Source organism: Amycolatopsis solani, assembly GCF_033441515.1.
Classification (GTDB): domain Bacteria; phylum Actinomycetota; class Actinomycetes; order Mycobacteriales; family Pseudonocardiaceae; genus Amycolatopsis; species Amycolatopsis solani.
The window spans coordinates 17545-38204 of sequence record NZ_JAWQJT010000002.1 but is presented as its reverse complement, the minus strand read 5'-3'; the positions used below and the strand labels follow the sequence as shown (position 1 = coordinate 38204).

Genomic DNA, 20660 nt, shown 5'->3' with positions numbered 1-20660 from the left:
ATGACGGACGTGAAGCGGATCGTGGTGACCGGCGCGACGGGCAACATCGGCACCGGTGTGGTGGCCGCGCTGTCGGCCGATCCCCAGGTCGAGACGATCGTCGGGCTGGCTCGCCGCCCGGCGCCGGGACACTCGCCGAAGGTCCGGCTCGTGCAGGCCGACGTCGAGCGGGACGACCTCGTGCCGCTGCTGCGCGGGGCCGACGCGGTCGTGCACCTGGCGTGGCTGTTCCAGCCCACGCGGCGGCCCGAGCGGACCTGGCGAGCGAACGTCCTCGGCTCGATCCGCGTGTTCGAAGCCGCGGCCGCGGCCGGGGTGCCGAAGATCGTCTACTCGTCTTCGGTCGGCGCGTACTCGCCCCGGGAAACCGACGCGGCGGTCGACGAAAGCTGGCCGACGCACGGCTGGCCGGGGGCGGCCTACACCCGCGAGAAGGCCTATCTGGAGCGGTGGCTGGACGCGTTCGAGCTCCGGTCTCCCGGCGTCGACGTCGTGCGGATCCGGCCGGGGTTCGTCTTCCAGCGCGCCGCGGCCTCGGAACAGCGCCGCCTCTTCGGTGGTCCGTTCGTCCCCGGCAGCCTGGTGCGCCCCGGCCTGGTGCCGGTCCTGCCGCACCTGCCCGGCCTGCGGGTCCAGGTCGTGCACACCGCGGACCTGGCGGACGCGATCACCCGGGCGACCCTGCGCCCGGTGACCGGCGCGTTCAACGTCGCCACCGCACCGGTCGTCGGCACCCGGTTCGTCGCCGGGATGTTCGGCGCACGGCCGGTGCCGGTGCCCGTCCCCGCCGTCCGCGCGGTGCTCGGCGCCGCCTGGCGGCTGCACCTCGTGCCGGCGACGCCGGGGCTGTTCGACGCGGTCATGCGGCTGCCGGTGATGAGCACGGGCCGGGCGGAAGCCGAACTGGACTGGCGACCGCGCCACGATGCCGCCGAGACGCTGAACGAGTTCTTCGCCGGGTTGCGCACCGGCGCGGGCACCGACACCGCTCCCCTCGCGCCGGATGGCCGGCGCCGGCACGAACTCGCCACCGGCGTCGGCCGCCGCCCCTGAGCCACGCCGCCGTCAGGCGTGCGCGCTGGAGATCTTCAGCGGATCCTTGGGCGCGTCCGGGCGGGCGTCGAGCATCTGCTGCCCCACCTCCTGGAGGCGCTTGCGGCCCAGCGCCTTGCGCACCTCCGGGAACCACTCGTCCTCTTCTTCCTCGACGTGGTGCCGCACGTTCTCGGTGAGGACGGTGACCTTGGCGTCGAAGGTTTCGTCCTGCGGGTCCAAGTCCCGCAGTTCCGCCATCAGCCACACCATCACGTGGTGCTCTTCGACGCTTTCCAGCACGTGGTCCCGCGTCTCCGGGACGGCTTCCTTGGCGACCGGGTAGAAGATCTCTTCTTCGATGTAGGTGTGCGTCGTCAGCTCTTCGATCATCGCGTCGACGAGCTGCCGCTTCTCCTCGAAGGCGTCGTCCCCGGCCTTTTCGAACTTCTTGAACAGCTTCTCGACTTCCTGGTGATCCTTTTTGAGCAGCACGATCGCGTCGGTCGACATGTGTTCTCCTTCTCGTCCCGCCGGGAATACCCGGCGTGACCCGCTTCAACCGAGCGTCAGTTCTTCCGGCCGGGCAGGAACTCCTGCAGCTTCGTCTTGACGCCCTGTGCGACGAGGTGCAACGCATCGGGGTCGCCCTTCAGCACCGCCTGGGCGGCGGACTTCATCTGCTCGAAGGTGGCGTGCGGCGGGATCGGCGGGACCTCGGGGTCGCACCGGACGTCCAGCACGGCCGGCTTGCCCGCGGCCAGCGCGGTGTCCCACGCCGACGCGAGCTGGTCCGGCCGGTCGACGGTGACCGCCGTGAGCCCGAGGGAGAGCGCGAAACCGGCGTAGTCGACGTCCGGCAGGCTCTGGGACTCCTCGAACTTCGGCGCGCCGCCCATCGCGCGCAGCTCCCAGGTGACCTGGTTGAGGTCGTTGTTGTGGAAGACGCAGATCACGCAGGTCGGGTCGCTCCACAGGCTTTGGTAGCGGGCGATGGTGATCAGCTCGGCGAGGCCGTTCATCTGCATGGCGCCGTCGCCGACGAGCGCGATCACCGGCCGGTCGGGGTGGGCGAACTTCGCGCCGATGGCGTACGGCACCCCCGGGCCCATCGTGGCCAGCGTCCCCGACAGCGACCCGCGGATTTCACCGCGGATACGCAGGTTGCGGGCGTACCAGTTGGTGGAGGACCCGGAATCCGCGGTGACGATCGCGTTGTCCGGGATCCGCTTCGACAGCTCCGACACGACGGCCATCGGGTTCACCGGGTCGGCGGCCACCGCGGCTTCCCGCTCGATCGTGTCCCACCAGGAGGCGACGTTCTTCTCGATCGTCTCCCGCCACGAGCGGTCCGGCTTGCTTTCCAGTTTGGGCAGCAGCGCGCGGAGAGTGGCCGCGCTGTCGCCGACGAGGTTGACCTCGGTCGGGTAGCGCATCCCGATGAACCGGCCGTCCAGGTCGATCTGCACCGCGCGGGCCTGGCCGAAGTCCGGCAGGAACTGGCTGTAGGGGAAGTTCGAGCCGACGATCAGCAGCGTGTCGCAGTCACGCATCAGCTCGTAGCTCGGCCGGGTGCCCAGCAGCCCGATCGCCCCGGTCACCCAGGGCAGGTCGTCGGGCAGCACGTCCTTGCCCAGCAGGGCTTTCGCCACTCCCGCGCCGGTGACCTCGGCGAGCTGCCGGACCTCCGCGGCCGCGCCGCGGGCACCCTGCCCCACCAGGACGGCGACCTTCTCACCGGCGTTGAGCACCTCGGCCGCGGCATCGAGATCGGCCTCGTGCGGGACCGGGGTGGGCCAGGAGGTGCTCGGCGGGCTGGAGGGCACCTGCTTGAACGCGTGCTTGGGCGCCGCGTAGGGCTCTTCCTGCAGGTCCGCGGGGATGATCAGGGCGGTCGGGCAGCGAGACGCCTGTGCGATGCGGATCGCGCGGTCGAGCGCGTTGGGCAGCTGCTCGGCGACGTTGACCTCGACGAGGTATTCGCTGGCGACGTCCTTGAACAGCGCCTGCAGGTCGATTTCCTGCTGGTAGCTGCCACCCATCGCGCTGCGGGCGGTCTGCCCGACGATCGCGACGACCGGGACGTGGTCGAGCTTGGCGTCGTAGAGGCCGTTGAGCAGGTGGATGGCGCCGGGGCCGGAGGTGGCCATGCAGACGCCGACGTTGCCGCTGAACTTCGCGTAGCCGACCGCGGCGAAGGCGGCCATTTCCTCGTGCCGGGTCTGCACGAATCGAGGCTGGTTGCCCGCTTTGCCGAACGAGGCGACGAGGCCGTTGATCCCGTCACCGGGGTAGGCGAAAACCTGTTCGACGCCCCACTCGCGCAAGCGCTGGAGCAGGTGGTCGCCGACCGTCTGAGCCATGAAAACTCCTCACCCGATAAATCGAAAGTCCTGGGCGGTTACCCGGTGCCGGGCCCGGTACGCGTGCTCAGCCGATACCATGCTTGCGTGCCGCAAACGAACGGGCCGAACCACGACACCGACGCGGCGCTGGCCGCCCTGCGGGCGATGGTGGCGATCGCGGACTCGACCGTCGAGGACCACGCCGGGCAGCTGACGCTGACGCAGTTCCGCGCGTTGCGCGTCGTCGGCGAGCGCACGCCGGTGACGATGAGCCGCGTCGCTGCCGAGCTGGGGCTGAACCCGTCCACCGTCACCCGCGCCTGCGAGCGCCTGACCAGCCTTGATCTGCTGCAAAAGGCCCAGAACCCGCTGAACCGGCGTGAGACGCTCCTGGCGCCGACCGCGCGCGGGCGTCAGCTGGTCGAGCGGGTCGACCAGCGGCGCCGTCGCGTCCTCGACGACGTGCTCGGGCGGCTCGGCGACGACGTCCGGGCCTCGGTCGTCGCGGGCTTCACGGCTTTCGCCCGTGCTGCCGCCGAAGGCGACCCCATCCCCTCGATCGTTGCGCCCGGCAAATGACCCGTGTTTGCGTCGCGATCTCCCGGGTAGCCGGGACGGATGACCTTCGGGAGGTGCGACCTTGGCCGGACGTGACGGCATCGACCAGCCGTGGGGCACGCGAACGCCGTACGGACCGGGCGGCGAATGGCCCGTGCGCGTGGACCGCCACCTCGCCGACGGACTGGCACCGGCCGACGTGGACCGCTGGGTCCGCAGCGCCGCGGTCCTGCACTCCAACGGCGACGGCCTCGACATCGCGGTCAAGGACGGCGAGATCGTCGGCGTGCGCGGCCGGGCCGACGACCGCGTCAACCGCGGCCGCCTGGACCCGAAGGACCTCTTCGGCTGGCAGGCCAACGCGTCGGCGGACCGGCTGACCACGCCGTTGATCCGCCGCGACGGCGAGCTCGTCGAGGCGAGCTGGGACGAGGCGATGGACCGGATCGTCGAGCACAGCAAGGAACTCCTGGCCGAGCAGGGGCCCAGCGCGATCGGCTTCTACACCAGCGGGCAGCTGTTCGCCGAGGAGTACTACACCCTCGCCACCATCGCGCGCGCCGGCCTCGGCACGAACCACCTCGACGGCAACACCCGGCTCTGCACCGCGACCGCCGCCGCCGCGCTCAAGGAGTCCTTCGGCAGCGACGGCCAGCCGGCGTCCTACACCGATGTCGACCACGCCGACGTCATCGCCCTGTTCGGGCACAACGTCGCCGAGACCCAGGCCGTGCTGTGGTCGCGCATCCTCGACCGGCTCGCCGGCCCGAACCCGCCGGAGATCCTGTGCGTCGACCCGCGTGACACCCCGGTCGCCCGCGCGGCCACGCTGCACCTCGCGCCGTTGCCGGGCACCAACCTCGCGCTGATGAACGGCCTCCTGCACCTGATCATCGCCGACGACCGGGTCGACCACGAGTACGTCGAACGCTGCACCGTCGGCTACGAAGACCTCAAGGCGATGGTCGCCGGCTACCCGCCCGAGCGCGTCGCCGGGATCTGCGGCCTGACCGAAGCCGAGATCCGCGCCGCGGCACGGCTGCTCGGCTCGGCCGGCCGTCTACTGTGCACTGTCCTGCAGGGCTTCTACCAGTCCCACCAGGCGGCCGCGGCGGCGGTGCAAGTCAACAACCTCAACCTGGTGCGCGGCATGCTCGGCAAGCCCGGCGCCGGCGTGCTGCAGATGAACGGCCAGCCCACCGCGCAGAACACCCGCGAGTGCGGCGCCGACGGCGACCTCACCGGCTTCCGCAACTGGGCCAACGACGGCCACGTCGCCGAGCTGGCCCGGCTGTGGAACGTCGAAGTGAGCCGGATTCCGCACTACGGCCCGCCGACGCACCTGATGCAGCTGCTGCGCTACGCCGAAAACGGCACCCTGCGGTTCCTGTGGGTCTCGGCGACCAACCCGGCGGTCTCGCTGCCGGAGCTGCGGCGGATCCGCTCGATCCTGGCCCAGGAGCGGCTCTTCCTCGTCGTCCAGGACGCCTTCCGCACCGAGACCGCCGAACTCGCCGACGTCGTGCTGCCCGCGGCGATCTGGGGTGAGAAGACCGGCACGTTCACCAACGCCGACCGCACGGTGCACCTGTCGGAGAAAGCCGTCGAGCCGCCCGGGCAAGCCCGTCCGGACCTGGACATCCTGCTCGACTACGCCCGCCGGATGGATTTCCGCGACCAGGACGGCGCACCGCTCCCGCCGTGGCACGACGCCGAGTCGGCGTTCGAAGCGTGGAAGCGCGCGTCCGCGGGCCGGCCGTGCGACTACACCGGCCTCAGCTACGAGAAGCTCCGCGCCACCAGCGGCGTCCAATGGCCCTGCACCGGCGAACACCCCGACGGCACCGAGCGGCTCTACACCGACGGCGAGTTCTTCGCCCAGCCCGACCACTGCGAGAGCTACGGCCGCGACCTGATCACCGGCGCGCCGGTCGAACCGGGCGAATACCGGGCGATGAATCCCGACGGCAAAGCGATGCTCAAGGCGGCCGAGTACCTCGAACCGCACGAGTCACCGGATGAGACGTTTCCGTTCGCGCTGATCACCGGCCGCACCATCTACCACTTCCACACCCGCACCAAGACCGCCCGTGCACCGGAACTGCAGGCCGCCGCGCCGGAGTCCTGGGTGGAGGTGTCCGATGGGGACGCGAAACGCCTCGGCCTGCACGAGGGCGACCGGGCCGCGATCACCACACCCCGGGGCGAAGTCCGCGCGCGCGTGCGAGTGGGCGGGATCCGCGAAGGCGTGTTGTTCATCCCGTTCCACTACGGCTACTTCGACACCGACGACCCCGCCGGCCACGAGGGCGGCCGCGCGGCGAACGAACTCACCATGACCGACTGGGACCCGGTGTCCAAGCAGCCCCTGTTCAAGACGGCCGCGGCTCGCATCCGCGGCCTCGACGCCCTGGGAGGCGCCCGGTGAAGCTCGGCCTGGCCATCCGTGAACTGCACCGGTCGGAGACGGCGCTGGCGAAGGACCTGCTCAAGGTGGCCGATCGGCACGCCGTCGAGCACGAGGTCCACCACGTCGCCCACGACCTCGCCCGCTGGTCCCACGCCCACCTCCGCGACCTCGCCGACGCCGGCCGGCACTACGACGTTCACCTTTCCGGCGACGCTCCGGTCCCATCGGCCCCGCTGACGGCGCTCCGCACGACCGCGTCCGAGCTGACCGGCCGCCGTCCCGAGCCGGGCCTGGTGCTGCTCGCCGATCTGCGCCGCCTGCATCGCAAGGCCGCGGGCGTGTCCCTGGACTGGGAACTGCTGGCCCAGGGCGCGCAGGCGGTCAAGGACACGGATTTGCTGGCCCTCGCCACCCGCTGCCACCCGCAGACGCTGCGGCAGCTGAAGTGGACGAACGCGATGCTCAAGATCCTCTCGCCGCAGATCCTCGCCAGCTGAAGCCCGGCCCGTCAGGACCGGCGATCGCCGACTTCGAAGCGCAAGCCGAAGTTGTCCAGCGTCAGCGGCAGGTTTCCCGGTTCCAGCGCCGTCCCCACGAGCCGGAAGTCGTGCTCGGCCACCAGATTGGCCAACAGCGTCGGCGTTGCGAACAGCACGACGTCCCGGCCCGGGCACGCGCCCGGGCCGCCGCTGAAGGGGACCAGGGCCGCGTTGTTCGCCGCGCGGCCGTCGAGCCAGATCTCCGGCTCGAAGCGGTCGGCGTACGGGAGGCGCTCCGGATCGCGGTGGAAGTACGGCGTGTAGACCATGATCGTGGTGCGGTCCGGGCCCCACGCCGTCTCGCCGCGGGTCTCGCGCAGCAGCGCCGGGGTCGTCGGCCACAGCCGCACCGACTCCAGCACGCTCGCGCGCAGCCTCGGCAGCTGCTGCGGCTCGGTCAGGTCGACGCCGTCGAGTTCCTTTCGGACCGCCGCGAGCTGGTCCGGGAGCGTGGCGAACAACGCCAGTGTCCGGAACGCGACGATGCCGGCGGCGTCGAAGGCGAACAGCCAATGCGGCAGCTGGCCGGCCGGGTCCACCCCTTCCGCCGCGGGCTCGGCGGCCAACGCCGCGGCGAGACTGCCCGGGCGCCGCAGCGCGACCTGGCGCCGGACCAGTTCGAGGAAGCGCTCCCGCGTGCGGCGGTGGCCGGGCGTCGCGTAAGCCCAGTTCCCCGCGCGCCGCAGCGGCGCCAGCAAGTCGGTGAGCTCCCGGTCCTCGGCCGTGTCGCCGCCGAGCGTCACCTGCCGGACGATCCGCCACCAGTGGGCGGTGAACTCGTCCCAGTCGAGGGTGTCCCCGCCGAGCAGGTCGCGGGCTTGGCCGGCGATCGTCCGCGCCCACGGATCCGCGAGTTCGTGCACGGCCCGGCCGGGTTCGAGGACGGCTTCGTTCAGCTCGCGCCGGGCCGTGCGCTCGGGTCCTTCGGAGATGAGGACACCGTGCGGCTGGAACTTGCCCAGCGCCGCCTTCTTCTCCTTGCTCGCCGGGCTGAACGGCGACGGCGTGCCCGCGAGGACGCCGCCGACGGCCTCCGGGGTGAGCGCGAGGGCGACCGGACGCGCGGGAAGCCGCAGGCGCAGCGCGTGGCCGTAGCGGTGGCGGAGTTCGCCGAGCAGGCGCACGGCGGCCCGGTCGGTCTGCAGCTTCTGCGCGAGCGCCATGACTCGCGGCCGGCGTTTGACGACGCCGGTCAGCACGGTGGGCACCAGGACGCGTCCCACCACCCGGAAGGTGTCCGCAAGGGACGCTTGCGTGACGGATTCCGGCGCGGCGGCCGAGAGCGCTTCGTCCGAAGGGATGGCGCGGGGTGCTGGTCGCGTCGTCATGCCGTCGGCATACCCACTCCGCGAAGTCCGAATCCGGTCACCGGTCCGAGGGCGGCCACACGTAGGGCAGATCGGGAGGGACGTCCGAGAACAGGGCCGCGTAGTGCGCCGGATCCTTGCGCACGAGTGCGGAGCGATGACTGCGGTGCACCGCGTCGTCACCCAGCCAAGGGGGCAGCTCCCCGGCCGCGGCCAGTTCGGCCTGGCTCCGCACCGCGGCACCCTGGTATTCGTCGACGAGCTTCAGGGCGCAGGTGTCGGCGGCACCGGTCGCTTGCCAGACGGTGCACACCTCCAGGCCGTAGCGGACGAGCGCCTCCTCGTAGCCCACCCACATCTTCACGGCGGGGTGGTGCCGCCAGCCGTAGCCCGGCACGACCAGCCCGCGCAGCACCTGCAGCGTCTCGACGCGTTGCTTGCCCAGGCGCCGCCTGTCGAGCGCCCGGGCGCTGTCGGTGAAGTCCGGCAGGGGGAGGAACGTCTGCATCGGGGCGCGAGTACCCCGCGAACCGACCACCAACCGCCGGGGTTTCTCCCGCCGCCGTCCGGGTATCCGGTGGTACTACGGCCTCGAGGCAGGCAGGTGAACCGTGGAGACCCACCTTTCGGGAAGACAGTCGGCGCTCGCGTACCTCGGTGACGTCGCCACCGTGCTCGGGCTGCCGCTCGAAGACGCCGCCGTCGAGCCCGACGACCCGCGGTACGGGCAGATCCGGTTCGCCGGCTGCCCGGCCGACGCGACGGCGACGAGCCTGGCTCTGCTCTGGGATTCCGCCGGTGGCTGGCAACTGGCCGCGGCGGAGGGCAGATCCGGTTCGTTGCACGTCTTCGCCGAACTCCGGGGCGAGTCCACACCGGACCCGCGAGCGGTCGCGGACTTCGCTCTCGGCGCCCTCGCGGCTCGAGGCGAGCGCCTCGTCCGCCGCCAGTGCGCGGGCGATCGGCTCAGCCGGGTGCTGGATCGCTACGCGGGCTGCCGACGCTCGTTTGCGCGACCGCACACGGGGTAGCCGGAGGGTGGCCGTGCACAGCGAGTGCTGTACCCCCGACCACGAAAAGGAGCTGACCGCGGCATGAGCACGATCACCAAGTCCGTCGACGTCGAAGCGGACGTGCCCACCGTCTACAACCAGTGGACCCAGTTCACCGAATTCCCCCGGTTCATGGAGGGCGTCGACCGCATCGAGCAGCGCGACGCCACCCACACCCACTGGACCGTCAGCGTCGCCGGCGTCACCCGTGAGTTCGACGCCACGATCACCGAGCAGAACCCCGACGAGCGCGTCGCCTGGAAGTCCGACTCCGGCCCGAACCACGCCGGCGTCGTCACCGTGCACCGGCTCGGCGACACCACCACCCGGGTCACCGTCCAGATGGACATCGACCCCGACGGCTTCGTGGAAACCGCCGCCGACAAGCTCGGCGTCCTCGACCACCGCGTGCAGGGCGACCTGGACCGCTTCAAGAAGTTCATCGAGGACCGCGACGGTCACGAGACCGGCGCGTGGCGCGGCGACGTCGACCGCCCCGGCCAGCACCGCGCCTGACTCGCCGCGACCGGAGGGAGCCGGCATGCCCGCACGCACCGCGGACGGCCCTGAGCTGATGCCCGAAACCGTGGAACTGGCCACCGGCAAGAAATTCGCCGCGGTCACGACGGTCCTGCCCAGCGGGCGGCTGCAGACCCAGATGATCTGGGTCCACGTCGAGGACGGCGAGATCGTCCTCAACACCGAAACCCACCGGACGAAGGCCCACAACGTCGCCCGCGACCCGCGGATCACCGTGCTCATCCGCGATGAGCAGGACCCGTACCGCTACGCGGAGGTCCGCGGCAAGGTGACCGGCGTGGAGAACGGCGAACGCGCCCGCCGCCAGGTCGACGAACTCGCCCGCAAGTACACCGGCGAGGACTACCCGCCCGAGGCGATCAAGTCCGAGCGCGTGATCCTGCGCGTCACGCCGGAGCGGCAGACCTACATCGACCAGGGCAACGGCGTCGCCGACTGATGGACGACACCCTTCGCCGCTACCGCCGGGCGTGCGACTACCTGGCCGCGGCGATGATCCACCTCAAGGACAACGTCCTGCTGGCCGAGCCGCTGCGGCGCGAGCACCTCAAGCCGCGGCCGCTCGGCCACTGGGGCACCTGCCCCGGCCTCACGCTGATCTACGCCGGCTTGAACCGGCTGGTCGCCGGGACCGGGCAGCGCACCCTGCTCGTCACCGGTCCCGGGCACGGCGCCCCGGCGATCCACGCCAACCTGTGGCTCGAAGGCACGCACGCCGAGTACGACCCGCGGCTGGGCCTCGACGGCCACGGGCTCGCCGAGCTCGTCCGGCGGTTCTCCTGGCCGGGCGGCTTCCCCAGCCACCTCTCCCCCGAGGTCCCCGGCGTCATCCACGAAGGCGGCGAGCTCGGCTACGCACTGGCCACCGCGTTCGGGGCGGCGTTCGACGACCCCGGCCTGCTCGTCGCCTGCGTCGTCGGGGACGGCGAAGCGGAAACCGGGCCGACCGCCGCGTCCTGGCACAGCCCCAAGTTCACCAGTCCGGGTGACGGGCGCGTGCTGCCGATCCTGCACCTCAACGGCTACAAGATCGCGTCACCGACTCTCTACGAAGCGATGTCGGACGACGAGCTCCTCGCCTACTTCACCGGCTGCGGCTGGACCCCGCTGCTCGTCGACGTCCGTGGGGCCGACGACCCGGACACCCCGCTCGCCGACGCACTGGCCCGCGCGCACGCCCAGGACAGCGGGCCGCCGCCGATGATCGTCCTGCGCAGCACCAAGGGCATGGGTCTGCCGGCGACCTCGCCGGACGGCACCCCGCTCGAAGGCACGTTCCACGCCCACCAGGTCCCGCTGCCCGGCGCCGCCGACGACCCGGCGCAGCTCGCCGAGCTGGAGCGGTGGTTGCGTTCGTACCGGCCCGACGAGCTGTTCGACGCCGACGGTGTTCCCGCGCCCGACCTGCTCGCCGTGCCGCCGGAGCCGCAGCTGCGGCTCGGCCGCGTCCCCCAGGCGAACGGCGGAAAACTCCGGCAGGACCTGCCGCTGCCCGACGTCGCGAAGTTCGCCGTCGACGTCTCCGAGCCCGGCGGGACGGACGAAAGCCCGACCGAGGTGCTCGGTGCCTGGCTCGCCGAGCTCGTCCGGCGCGCGCCGGAGACGTTCCGCGTCGTCTGCCCGGACGAGCTGGAGTCCAACAAGCTCGGCACGCTGCTGGACGTCACCGCGCGGCAGTTCGACCGCGAGGTGCCGGGCCACACCGAGCACCTCGCGGCGCGCGGCCGGGTCCTCGAAGTGCTGTCGGAACACCTCTGCCAGGGCTGGCTGCAGGGCTACCTGCTCACCGGGCGGCACGGGCTCTTCCCGTGCTACGAAGCCTTCGTGTCCATTGTGGACAGCATGGTCAACCAGTACGCCAAGTTCCTCAAGAAGTCCGGCGAAGTGCCGTGGCGGGCTCCGGTGGCGAGCCTCAACTACCTGCTCACCAGCGACGGCTGGCGCCAGGAGCACAACGGCTACAGCCACCAGGGTCCCGGCTTCATCAACCAGATGCTGACCAAGAAGGCCGACACGGCCAGGGTTTTCCTGCCGCCGGACGCCAACACCCTGCTGGAGACGATGCACCGCTGCCTGGCCTCGACCGGCCTGATCAACGTCGTCGTCGCCGGTAAGCAGGCCGGACCGGTCTGGCTCTCCCCCGCCGAAGCCCGCGCCCACTGCCGGGCCGGCGCCGCGGTCTGGCACTGGGCCGGTCACGACGGCGAGGCCGACGCCGTGCTCGCGTGCGCAGGGACGACACCGACCGTCGAGACGCTCGCCGCCGTGCGGCTGCTCGCCGACGCGGCACCGGACCTGCGGGTGCGCGTGGTCAACGTCGTCGACCTGCTCTCGCTGTGCCCGGCCGACCGGCACCCCAACGGCCTGTCCGGCGAGGCCTTCGCCGAGTGCTTCGGCGAGGACGTCCCGGTGGTCTTCGCCTTCCACGGGTACCCCTCGGCCGTCCACGAGGTGCTGCACGGCCGGCCCGCCACGCAGCGGTTCCACGTGCACGGCTACCGCGAGGAAGGCACCACGACCACCCCCTTCGACCTGCTGGCCGGCAACTCGATGACCCGCCACGACCTGGCCGCCGACGCCGTCACGCGCGCTCGCGGCTGGTCCTCGGCCGGCGGCGACCTCGCCCGCGGGTTCCGGCGGCAGCGCGACGAGGTGCTGGCCCGCGCCTACCGGGACGGCGAAGACCCGGCCGAGATCACCGGCTGGCGGTGGCCGAGGTGACCGTGCTGACGGTCAACCCCGGCTCCGGGAGCCTGCGCCTGCACCTCGTGCGCGACCGGGAAGTCGTCGACTCCGCCGACGACGACGTCGAATCCTTTGTGGACAAGATCGGCGCGGTCGGCGTGGTCGCGCACCGGCTCGTCCACGGTGGCCCCGACCTCGTCGAGCCCACCCTCGTGACCGCGGCCGTGCGCGCGACGATCGCCGAGGCCCGCTCCCTCGCTCCGGAGCACGTACCGAACACCGAGGCCCTGCTGGACCAGCTGACTTCCTTGCTGCCGGACGCGAAGCACGTCGTCTGCCCGGACACCGCCTTCCACCGGACCATCCCGGAAGTCGCCCGCACCTACCCGCTGCCCGCGCGCTGGCGAGCCCGCTGGGACCTGCGCCGCTACGGCTTCCACGGCCTGTCCTTCAGCTGGGCTGCGCGGCGCGCGGCCGAAGTGCTCCGGCGGCCGGCCGAAGACCTGAACCTGCTGGTCGCGCACCTGTCGGGCGGCTGCTCGGTGACCGCGGTGGCGCGCGGGCGCAGCGTCGACACGTCGATGGGGTTCACGCCGCTGGAGGGCACGATGATGGCGAAGCGGTCGGGGTCCGTGGACCCGGGCCTGCTGCTGTGGCTGCTGCGCGAGGGCAAGCTGTCGGTGGACGAGCTGGAGGACGGGCTCTACCACCATTCCGGGCTGCTCGGCCTGTCCGGCACCTCCGACGACACGCGCGACCTCGTCCGCGACGCCCGCGGCGGCGACGTCAAGGCCCGGTTCGCCCTCGCCGTGTTCGAGCACCGGACTCGCCGGGAGCTGGCCGCGGTGGCGGCGAGCCTCGACCGGATCGACGCGCTCGTGTTCACCGGCGACATCGGCTGGGACCAGCCCGAGGTGGCCGAAGCCGTCGCCGGCGGGCTGGGTGTCCTCGGGCTCACCGGCGGGCTTTCCCGCGTCCGCGAAGAAGACGCGGTGATCAGCCCGCCGGGCGCGCCGACGCCGGTCCTGGCCATCCAGTCCCGCGAAGAGCTCGAACTGGCGCGCGCCGCGGCGGGCGCCCTCCGATGAACCCCGGCACGCGGTCCTGCGAGCGGCCCGATCGCCGTCGGCTCGCGCTGGCGCAACGTGTCCAAGATCGCCGGCGTCGAGACCGAGCTGACCTACGAACTGACCCGCCTCGAGCCCGGCCGGGTGGTGTTCGTCGGCCGCAACGACACCGCGACGTCGACCGACGACATCACCCTGACCGCGGACGGCGGGGGCACCAGCCTCACCTACCACGCCACGATCGAGTTCCACGGCGCCGCGAAGCTCGCGGCACCGCTGGCCAAGGCCGTGTTCGAGAAGGTCGGCGCGGACACCGAGAAGAGCCTCAAGCGGATCCTCGGCACGCCGTCCTAGCGAACCGGGGCCGATGCCGCGGGCGTAACCTGGCGGTGTGAGCATCGCGCGCTACCTGCCGCAATCGGTGTGGCTGCCGCGCGCGGTGGAAAACCGGTGACCGGCTCGTTCTGGTGGGACCTGCTCATCGGCGTCGCCGCTGCGCTCGTGCTGGCCTGGCTCGCGCTGGTCGTCGCGCTCCTGCTCGTCTGGCCGCGCGGCGGTCTGCTGCGCGAGGCGTTGCGGCTGCTGCCCGACGTCCTGCGGCTGATCCGCCGCCTGGCCGCCGACAAGACCCTGCCGCGCGGCGTCCGGATCCGGCTCGGCCTGCTGCTGGCCTACCTCGCGCTGCCCATCGACCTCATCCCGGACTTCATCCCCGTGCTCGGGTACGCCGACGACGCCATCGTCGTCACCGCGGTCCTGCGCGGCGTCGTCCGCCGCGCCGGGATCGACGCCGTGCGAGCCCACTGGCCCGGCACCGACGACGGCTTCGCCGCGGTGGCCCGCCTCACCGGCATCCGGACATCGGCGAGGTGATCGAAGGCGCGCCGGTTCAGCCGGTGGCGACCAGCGTGACGCCGAGGCCGACGAGCGCGGTGCCGGTCACCCGGTCGAGGGCCTGGCGCGGCCCGCTTCGGCGCATCAGGCCGGACAGCCGCGAGGTGAGCAGCACGAACAACGCCCACCACGCCACACCCAGCCCGATGTCGAGGCTGCCGAGGACGAGCACCTGCACGGCGGCCGGGCCCGCGGGGTCGAGGAACTGCGGCAGGACGCTGACGAAGAACAGCGCCGCCTTCGGGTTGAGCACGTTGGACAGGAAAGCCTGCCGGAACACCCGGCCCGGGCGGAGCTCGGTGCCCGGCTCCCCGGGCGGCGGCTCGACGCGACGCCGCCGCCACGACTGCCACAGCGCCTGCGAGCCGAGGAACACCAGGTAGGCGGCACCGAAGAGCTTGAGGGCGGTGAAGGCGAGCGGGCTGTGCAGCAGCGCGGTGGACACCCCCAGCGCCGCGGCCGCCATGTGCACGCACAACCCGCACTGCACCCCCGCCGCGGCGAGGAACCCGAAGCGGCGGGCTCGCGCGGAAGCGCGCAGGACCACCATCCAGTCCGGGCCGGGCACGACGTAGGCCACCATGACGACCCCCGCGAACAGCGGCAGCACCCCGGCACCCCAGTTAGTGCTCACGGTGTCGCGGCCGGGCCGGTCACGCGAGCCACGAAGCGCTCGGCCACCTCGCGCAGCTTCACGTTCTCCTGCTGCGACTGCTCGACCAGCAGCGCGAACGCGGCTTCGGCGTCGATCTGCCGGATCGCCATCAGCATGCCCTTGGCCTGGTCGATGACCGACCGGGAGGTCAGCGCCGTCCGGAGGTGGTCGGCGGTGTCGCGGGCTTCCACGTACCGGTGGTAGACGCGCAACACCGCCTCGACGGCCGACGTGTACAGCTCCAGGACCTGCGCGTCGACCTCCGCGAAGCCGTCGTCCTGCTCGCCGTAGCAGTTGATCGCTCCCGAATACACCTCGTCGGCGACCAGCGGCGCGGCCAGGAAGCTGCCGAAACCGGCTTCCTGGGCCCCTCGCGTGAAGTCGGGCCACCGCTCCGCCGCGTCGGCCACGGTGGTGCGGACGAGCTTTCCGGAGCGCATCGCCTCCAGGCACGGGCCGTCGTCGAGCCGGTACTGGTCTTCGTCGAGGCTCGTGACGCGCTCGCTGGTCGACGCCGTGGTGCGCGCCCGGCCGCCTTGCGACAGCGTCACGCTCGTCTCGTCGACGCCGGGAACGGCCTGCGCGACCTGGCGGCAGACGTGCTGCACGACGACGCGGAAGTCGTCCTCGTCGCGCAGCGCCGCGCTCAGCGCCTCGAGCGCGCCCGTCACGTCGTCGAGCAGGGGCAACGCCGCGGTCGACGGCTCCGGATTTTCCATGGGCGTCCTTTCTGGTGGCCAGGTGGTTCCGGGGTACCCGAAACGGCCCCCGGTCATGTCCCGGCAGGTTTGCCGGGTGCCGGCGGTTGGTATTCCGCTGCCATGACGCCGGGGAACGCCGGGCCGGGCGAACTGCCGCTCGACCGTGAAGTCGCTGCCGTGGTGGCGCGCATGTCGGGACTCCTGCTGTCCCGGGAAACCGTGGATTCGCTGCTCGAGCTCATCGTCGTGCTGGCGGTGACGTCCACACCCGCCGCCGTGGGTGCCGGGGTCACCCTGTTCGGCGAAGACGGCTCGCCGGCGACGACAGCCGCCTCCGGCGAGGCCGTGCGGTCCGCCGACGAGCTGCAGTACACGCTCCGGGAAGGGCCGTGCCTGGCCGCGCTGCGGGACGTCACGCCGATGCGGATCGACGACACCGCGGCGGACCGGCGCTGGCCGCGCTGGTCCGCCGCGGCCGCCGAGTCGGGCCTCCGGTCCGTGCTGTCCGTCCCGCTGCGGTCCGGAACCGGCTGTCTCGGCGCCATCAAGGTGTACAGCGGCACACCCGGCGCCTTCGGGCCCTCAGACGAGCACGCGCTGGGAAGGCTCGCGGCCGGCGCCGCGGCCCTCGTCGCCCAGGCGCTGACGAACGACGGCGCGAAAGTCCTGAGCGAGCGCTTCCGGGACGCCCTGCGCGGCCGCGACACGATCGCGATGGCGCGGGGTTTCCTGATGGCTAGTCAAGGCATCGACGAAGAGGCCGCGGGGGAAAGGCTGCTGTCGCTCGCCCAGGCCGACGGCCGCACCGCCGCGGAAACCGCCACCGCCATCCTCGCGGCGGGCCGGGGAACGGAGGCATCCCGCGCGTGAACCCGAATCCCCAAGAGCAGCAAGCACAACTCGCTGCCTGTTTCGCGCGGAGCGAGCTGACGCTCGAGCAGCTTTGGATGCGCTACTTCGCGCTCGGCGGCAGCCAAAGCCTCCTCGAAGTGGACGCCTACCTCCACGGGCTGACTCCCTTGCCCCGGGCCGACCGGGACATGCTCGCGCACGCCGTGAACGAGCGGCTGGACGAACTCCACGGACCACCCAAGGCGCCGTACAGCAGGCTGGTGCCGGAAAAGCCGTTGCACGGCCCGCTTCGCGGGCTGGTCGAACTGCTCGAAGGCACCCACCGGGCACCACCGGAGCGGCTCCCCACCGCCGTCGCCGCCGCCGCTCGCGCGCTCGACGTGCGCATCGGCGTCTACCTGGCCGACTACGAGCAGCGGCTGCTGGTGCCCCTGCCCCCGGCCGGCTCCGAAACCCTCGACATCGCGACGACCGTGGCCGGCGACGTCTTCCGCCGGGTGGGCTCGGCCGTCACCCGTGACGACGGCCGGCCCGTGCTCTGGACGGTGCTGCTCGACGGCGTCGAACGGCTCGGCGTCCTCGAGATCGAACCCCTCGACGGCACCGACCCGGACGATCCGGTGCTGCGGCAGCAAAGCCACTGGCTCGCGACCCTGCTCGGCCACCTGGTGACCATCGTGACGCAGTACGGCGACGGCCTCGACGTCCACCGGCGGCGACGCCACCGCGCCTCGCCCGCCGAACTGCTGTGGCAGGCCTTGCCTCCCCTGACCGGAGCGACCGGTGCCGTCGTCGTCGGCGCGAGCGTGCAGCCCGCCTACGACCTGTGCGCCACCGGGTTCGACTACGCCCTCTCCGAACACCGGGCCTGGCTGGCCCTGGTCGACGCCGGCCCGCGCGACGCCGCGGCCAGCCTCGTGGTGGTCTCCGCGCTGTCGGCCTACCGCGCCGCCCGGCGGGACGGCGGCACCCTCGACGCCCAGCACGCGGCGGTCTGCCAGTCGCTCGAAGCACGTCCGGCCGCGGCCGCCACGGTGGCCGAACTCGACCTGCACACGGGCGACCTCCACTGCCTGACGACCGGCACCGGGGCACCGGCGTTCATCCGCTGCGGCGAGCCGGACCCGAAGCGGCTGCGCCCCGGCGACCTGTTCGCCCTCTGCTCCCGCGGCGCGCTCGACACCGCGAACGAGCACGGGGAACGGTTCGGCCGCGCGGACATCGCCGCCGCGCTCCGGCGCCATTCGGGGCTGCCGGCCCCGGAGATCGCCCGCCGGATCGTCGCCGCGCTGACCGACCACCACGGCGGACAACTCCCCGGCGACGTCGCCGTCGTGGTCACCCGTTGGACTCCCCCCGAACTGATCGATGGTTGAACGCGGCGGCCCACCGCCGGACGCGACCAGGCCCACCAGCTCCGGTGGCGGGTCGCCGGTGCCCCTGCGGGCGGCCAGGATGCTGTCCGCGGCCGAGCCGAACGGGCACCGGAGCCGAGCACCAGCTCAGCCTCCCCGCGGACCGGCCTCGGCCAGCCGGGCGCACCCAGCCCCGAGGGTCGTCGGCCAGGCCGGTGCCCGAAACCCGCACCCGCTGGACTCCCCCCGAGCTGATCGGTGGTTGAACTCCGCTGCCGGGGTACCCCCTGACCATGGACGACGACCAAACCCGCACCGAATTCGGCGCGTGCGTGAACATGACCGCGAAGCAGCTGGACGAGTGGCTGGACACCGACGAGTCGAAACGTTCCGGACAGCACAAGCAGGCCGAATCGGTCGGGCACCAGTCGGGCCGGCACATCGTCGCCATCCTCCGCAAGAAGAAGGCCGACCTGGATGACGACGACTACGGTCACATGCGCAAGGTGGTGGGCTACATCCACCGCCACCTGGCCCAGCGCCCCGACGGCGACGTGCGCGAGACGACCTGGCGCTACTCGCTGATGAACTGGGGTCACGACCCCGTCCGGGCCACGTCGTGACCGGGTCCACGGCGCCCGGCCCGGAGCCCGAAGACGCGCCCGGCCTCGAAGCCGGTGGCTCGGTCACGCCCGGGGACACCCCGCCGGACGCCGGCCAGACCTCGGGCCTGTCGCACCCGCAGCCGATCCCGTCGCGGGCACCGGCCATCGTCACGCTGGTCGTCGTCGCCGTGCTCGTTCTCGGGACCGCGGCGTTCTTCGTGCTCCGCGGACTCGACCTGCTCTGAGGAGCGAACGCCCGGGTTCAACCGCGGCCGGCCGGGTATCCGGGCCGGAAACGACCAGCGAAGGAGCATTGGCATGACGTCCGACGACCGTACGCAGAATCCGACGAAACCCGCCGCCGAAGAGCACGACGACCCGCATGGCGACACGCCGGAAGCGCAGCGCGAAACCCTCCGCGGCGAACAGGGCACGTCCGGCGGCGACGAGCACGACGACAGCGACCCCCAGTCCGGCTGACGCACCGGGCGCGCCCCCGCACGATGCGGCATCTCCGCGGCGCTTGCGCGATGATGGGCACCGGAGCGGCCTTCGCACTCGCGGCCGCCGGATGCGCGGAGGTAGCGGGCGGTGGACGGTCGGCGCCGTGAGCGGCTGTGGCGGCTGCTCAGCGAGCGTGCGCCCGGCGGGAGTGGCTGGGCCGGCGTCGTCGTCGCCCTCGTGGTGGCGGAGCTCGGGGTGGAAGGCGCCGCGATCACGGTGCGGACCGCGTCCCGGGTGCAGGACCTGGCCGCGGCGAGCGACGACTGGACGGCCGCGCTCGAGGAACTGCAGTACACCGTCGGTGAAGGCCCCGGCGTCGAGGCGTTCGAAACCGGCGGCCCGGTGCTGGTCGAAGACCTGCGGGCGGACCACGACCGGTGGCCGGGACTGACCGACAGCGCGCTCCCGAGCGGCGTCGCGGCGGCTTTCGCGTTCCCGATGCAGGCCGGTGCGATCCGGCTCGGGACGCTGAGCCTCTACCGGCGGCAGACCGGCGAACTGAGCGCCGACGAGCTGGCCGACGCGCTGGTACTGGCGGACCTGGCGACGACCGCGCTGCTCACCGACAGCTCCGGCGCCGAACCGGCGTCGGCCGAGGCGCACGAGGGTTACTACGACGACGTCAACGTCGCCACCGGAATGCTGGCGACCGAGCTGCGGGTGAGCCTGGAGGACGCGCTGCTGCGGCTCCGGGCGCACGCCTTCAGCAACCACCTGCCGCTGACCGAGGTCGCGCGGGCGATCGTGCTGCGGCAGCTCCGCCTCGACGCACCGCCGGACTGAGCCGTGCGTGACCGCCGGGCCGGGGTCGTGAGGTGGCCGTATGCTGGCGGCGTGAGCACTCCGACGGATCACTTCAGCGACGCCGTCACCGAAATCACCGCGCTGCTGGCCGCCCACCACGACGGGCTGACGGTGCTGCGCGCGGTGACGCAGGCGTACGGCACGGTGCTGGAGGCGACCGCGACCGGCGTGCTCGTGACCGACCCGCGGGGCGGGGTCGGCGTGCTTCGGCCTCGGACGAAACGGTCCGGTTCCTCGAGCTCCTGCAGGCCCAGGGCGGTGAGGGCTCGTGCGTGGACTGCATCGAGGACAACACCGTCGTCCGCAGCACCGATCTGACCCGGGAGCGGCGGTGGCCCGAGTTCGCCGCCACCGCGACGGCCGCGGGCTACCGGGCGGTCTACGCGTTCCCGATGTCGCTGGTCGACCACGCGGTCGGCGGGCTCAACGTGTTCTACGACCGGCCGGTGGAGCTTTCGGTCCGGCGGCTGCGGCAAGGTCAGGCCCTCGCCGACCTGGCGATGCTCGGGCTCACCCAGGAGCGTGATCAGCGGCGCCTGGCGCGGCTGGCCGAGCACACGCTGACGACGTTGAACGACCGCGTGCACGTCGGTCAAGCGGTCGGCGTGGTCGCCGCCTCGCTGGACATCGCCCCGGACGTCGCGCGGGCCCGGTTGTTCGCCTACAGCACCCACTCCGGCCGGAGTTTGCGCGAGGTCGCCCAGGCGGTGACCGACCGCGCCCTCGACCTGCGGACAGCCCTCGGGGCCTGACCC

General features: G+C 72.3%; 25 protein-coding genes. 19 read left to right on the top strand and 6 right to left on the bottom strand.

The features are described from left to right. Complete coding sequence (locus tag SD460_RS21035) at nt 1-1053, top strand: NAD-dependent epimerase/dehydratase family protein (RefSeq protein ID WP_290056527.1); 1053 nt, start codon at nt 1-3, stop codon at nt 1051-1053. A gap of 12 nt (nt 1054-1065) precedes the next feature. On the opposite strand, the gene SD460_RS21030 is transcribed toward SD460_RS21035, so the two are convergent. Both SD460_RS21030 and SD460_RS21025 read right to left on the bottom strand, forming a co-directional pair. Further along, on the bottom strand, nt 1066-1545 hold the full coding sequence (locus SD460_RS21030) for a hemerythrin domain-containing protein (RefSeq protein ID WP_290056526.1): 480 nt from the start codon (nt 1543-1545) through the stop codon (nt 1066-1068). Between the two features lie 56 nt (nt 1546-1601). After that, nucleotides 1602-3395, bottom strand: a complete 1794-nt coding sequence (locus SD460_RS21025; RefSeq protein ID WP_290056525.1) for a thiamine pyrophosphate-requiring protein — start codon at nt 3393-3395, stop codon at nt 1602-1604. Nucleotides 3396-3482: 87 nt separating this feature from the next. On the opposite strand from SD460_RS21025, the gene SD460_RS21020 reads away from it, so the two are divergent. The 3 genes from SD460_RS21020 (at nt 3483) to SD460_RS21010 (ending at nt 6842) form a co-directional block, all read left to right on the top strand. Continuing rightward, nucleotides 3483-3956, top strand: coding sequence for a MarR family winged helix-turn-helix transcriptional regulator (locus SD460_RS21020; RefSeq protein ID WP_290056524.1), 474 nt, complete (start codon nt 3483-3485; stop codon nt 3954-3956). A 61-nt stretch (nt 3957-4017) separates the two neighbouring features. Continuing rightward, nucleotides 4018-6363 (top strand): molybdopterin oxidoreductase family protein, encoded by a 2346-nt coding sequence (locus SD460_RS21015; protein WP_290056523.1) that lies wholly within the window; start codon nt 4018-4020, stop codon nt 6361-6363. Next, complete coding sequence (locus SD460_RS21010; protein WP_290056522.1) at nt 6360-6842, top strand: hypothetical protein; 483 nt, start codon at nt 6360-6362, stop codon at nt 6840-6842. The genes SD460_RS21015 and SD460_RS21010 overlap by 4 nt, the downstream gene beginning before the upstream one ends. Nucleotides 6843-6853: 11 nt before the next feature. Here the strand turns inward: SD460_RS21010 and SD460_RS21005 are convergent, their stop codons facing one another. Then, nucleotides 6854-8212, bottom strand: coding sequence for a cytochrome P450 (locus tag SD460_RS21005; protein ID WP_318306583.1), 1359 nt, complete (start codon nt 8210-8212; stop codon nt 6854-6856). Nucleotides 8213-8249: 37 nt separating this feature from the next. Beyond that, nucleotides 8250-8699, bottom strand: coding sequence for an MSMEG_6728 family protein (locus tag SD460_RS21000; protein ID WP_290056520.1), 450 nt, complete (start codon nt 8697-8699; stop codon nt 8250-8252). Nucleotides 8700-8802: 103 nt separating this feature from the next. Between SD460_RS21000 and SD460_RS20995 the strand changes: the two genes are divergently transcribed. From SD460_RS20995 to SD460_RS20965, 7 genes are all read left to right on the top strand, one after another. Then, on the top strand, nt 8803-9222 hold the full coding sequence (locus tag SD460_RS20995) for a DUF6292 family protein (protein ID WP_290056519.1): 420 nt from the start codon (nt 8803-8805) through the stop codon (nt 9220-9222). Nucleotides 9223-9285: 63 nt separating this feature from the next. Further along, nucleotides 9286-9759 carry an SRPBCC family protein gene (locus tag SD460_RS20990; RefSeq protein WP_290056518.1) on the top strand — a complete coding sequence of 158 codons (474 nt, stop codon included), beginning with the start codon at nt 9286-9288 and terminating at the stop codon, nt 9757-9759. 25 nt (nt 9760-9784) lie between these two features. After that, nucleotides 9785-10222 (top strand): PPOX class F420-dependent oxidoreductase, encoded by a 438-nt coding sequence (locus tag SD460_RS20985; protein WP_290056517.1) that lies wholly within the window; start codon nt 9785-9787, stop codon nt 10220-10222. Next, complete coding sequence (locus tag SD460_RS20980; protein WP_290056516.1) at nt 10222-12504, top strand: phosphoketolase family protein; 2283 nt, start codon at nt 10222-10224, stop codon at nt 12502-12504. The genes SD460_RS20985 and SD460_RS20980 overlap by 1 nt, the downstream gene beginning before the upstream one ends. After that, nucleotides 12492-13556: an acetate/propionate family kinase gene (locus tag SD460_RS20975; protein WP_290056515.1), complete on the top strand. Its 1065-nt coding sequence runs from the start codon at nt 12492-12494 to the stop codon at nt 13554-13556. Before SD460_RS20980 ends, SD460_RS20975 begins: the two co-directional genes overlap by 13 nt. Nucleotides 13557-13613: 57 nt before the next feature. After that, nucleotides 13614-13889 (top strand): SRPBCC family protein, encoded by a 276-nt coding sequence (locus SD460_RS20970; protein ID WP_290056514.1) that lies wholly within the window; start codon nt 13614-13616, stop codon nt 13887-13889. Between the two features lie 96 nt (nt 13890-13985). Then, nucleotides 13986-14408: a YkvA family protein gene (locus SD460_RS20965; RefSeq protein ID WP_290056513.1), complete on the top strand. Its 423-nt coding sequence runs from the start codon at nt 13986-13988 to the stop codon at nt 14406-14408. A 16-nt stretch (nt 14409-14424) separates the two neighbouring features. On the opposite strand, the gene SD460_RS20960 is transcribed toward SD460_RS20965, so the two are convergent. Continuing rightward, entirely contained in the window at nt 14425-15039 is a 615-nt protein-coding gene (locus SD460_RS20960; protein WP_318306582.1) for a LysE family translocator, read from the bottom strand. Nucleotides 15040-15059: 20 nt separating this feature from the next. After that, the gene (locus SD460_RS20955) at nt 15060-15803 is read right to left on the bottom strand and encodes an ANTAR domain-containing response regulator (RefSeq protein ID WP_290056852.1); all 744 of its coding nucleotides are present in this window, start codon (nt 15801-15803) and stop codon (nt 15060-15062) included. 102 nt (nt 15804-15905) lie between these two features. Here SD460_RS20955 and SD460_RS20950 point away from each other — a divergent pair, with 102 nt between their 5' ends. The 8 genes from SD460_RS20950 to SD460_RS20915 all read left to right on the top strand — a co-directional run bounded on the left by SD460_RS20950 (nt 15906) and on the right by SD460_RS20915 (nt 20657). Next, nucleotides 15906-16655, top strand: coding sequence for a GAF and ANTAR domain-containing protein (locus tag SD460_RS20950; protein ID WP_290056851.1), 750 nt, complete (start codon nt 15906-15908; stop codon nt 16653-16655). Between the two features lie 77 nt (nt 16656-16732). Then, a complete protein-coding gene (locus tag SD460_RS20945; protein ID WP_290056850.1) occupies nt 16733-18013 on the top strand; it encodes a PP2C family protein-serine/threonine phosphatase in 1281 nt (426 codons plus the stop codon). A gap of 272 nt (nt 18014-18285) precedes the next feature. After that, nucleotides 18286-18615, top strand: coding sequence for a DUF3140 domain-containing protein (locus SD460_RS20940; protein ID WP_290056849.1), 330 nt, complete (start codon nt 18286-18288; stop codon nt 18613-18615). After that, on the top strand, nt 18612-18842 hold the full coding sequence (locus tag SD460_RS20935; protein WP_290056848.1) for a DUF6480 family protein: 231 nt from the start codon (nt 18612-18614) through the stop codon (nt 18840-18842). Before SD460_RS20940 ends, SD460_RS20935 begins: the two co-directional genes overlap by 4 nt. A 73-nt stretch (nt 18843-18915) precedes the next feature. After that, nucleotides 18916-19077, top strand: a complete 162-nt coding sequence (locus SD460_RS20930) for a hypothetical protein (RefSeq protein WP_290056846.1) — start codon at nt 18916-18918, stop codon at nt 19075-19077. 111 nt (nt 19078-19188) lie between these two features. Continuing rightward, nucleotides 19189-19884, top strand: a complete 696-nt coding sequence (locus tag SD460_RS20925) for a GAF and ANTAR domain-containing protein (RefSeq protein ID WP_318306581.1) — start codon at nt 19189-19191, stop codon at nt 19882-19884. A 51-nt stretch (nt 19885-19935) separates the two neighbouring features. Further along, nucleotides 19936-20223 carry a hypothetical protein gene (locus SD460_RS20920; RefSeq protein WP_290056844.1) on the top strand — a complete coding sequence of 96 codons (288 nt, stop codon included), beginning with the start codon at nt 19936-19938 and terminating at the stop codon, nt 20221-20223. Then, nucleotides 20178-20657 (top strand): ANTAR domain-containing protein, encoded by a 480-nt coding sequence (locus SD460_RS20915; protein WP_290056843.1) that lies wholly within the window; start codon nt 20178-20180, stop codon nt 20655-20657. The genes SD460_RS20920 and SD460_RS20915 overlap by 46 nt, the downstream gene beginning before the upstream one ends. The last annotated feature ends 3 nt before the right edge of the window (nt 20658-20660 follow it).

Excerpts from the sequence above, each read along its gene's own strand:
- SD460_RS20955 (WP_290056852.1), bottom strand. The coding sequence starts at position 15,803 with ATGGAAAATCCGGAGCCGTCGACCGCGGCGTTGCCCCTGCTCGACGAC.
- SD460_RS21030 (WP_290056526.1), bottom strand. The coding sequence starts at position 1,545 with ATGTCGACCGACGCGATCGTGCTGCTCAAAAAGGATCACCAGGAAGTC.
- SD460_RS20980 (WP_290056516.1), top strand. The coding sequence starts at position 10,222 with ATGGACGACACCCTTCGCCGCTACCGCCGGGCGTGCGACTACCTGGCC.
- SD460_RS21005 (WP_318306583.1), bottom strand. The coding sequence starts at position 8,212 with ATGACGACGCGACCAGCACCCCGCGCCATCCCTTCGGACGAAGCGCTC.
- SD460_RS20950 (WP_290056851.1), top strand. The coding sequence starts at position 15,906 with ATGACGCCGGGGAACGCCGGGCCGGGCGAACTGCCGCTCGACCGTGAA.
- SD460_RS20930 (WP_290056846.1), top strand. The coding sequence starts at position 18,916 with ATGACGTCCGACGACCGTACGCAGAATCCGACGAAACCCGCCGCCGAA.
- SD460_RS21000 (WP_290056520.1), bottom strand. The coding sequence starts at position 8,699 with ATGCAGACGTTCCTCCCCCTGCCGGACTTCACCGACAGCGCCCGGGCG.
- SD460_RS20985 (WP_290056517.1), top strand. The coding sequence starts at position 9,785 with ATGCCCGCACGCACCGCGGACGGCCCTGAGCTGATGCCCGAAACCGTG.
- SD460_RS20945 (WP_290056850.1), top strand. The coding sequence starts at position 16,733 with ATGCGCTACTTCGCGCTCGGCGGCAGCCAAAGCCTCCTCGAAGTGGAC.
- SD460_RS21035 (WP_290056527.1), top strand. The coding sequence starts at position 1 with ATGACGGACGTGAAGCGGATCGTGGTGACCGGCGCGACGGGCAACATC.
- SD460_RS20940 (WP_290056849.1), top strand. The coding sequence starts at position 18,286 with ATGGACGACGACCAAACCCGCACCGAATTCGGCGCGTGCGTGAACATG.
- SD460_RS21025 (WP_290056525.1), bottom strand. The coding sequence starts at position 3,395 with ATGGCTCAGACGGTCGGCGACCACCTGCTCCAGCGCTTGCGCGAGTGG.
- SD460_RS20990 (WP_290056518.1), top strand. The coding sequence starts at position 9,286 with ATGAGCACGATCACCAAGTCCGTCGACGTCGAAGCGGACGTGCCCACC.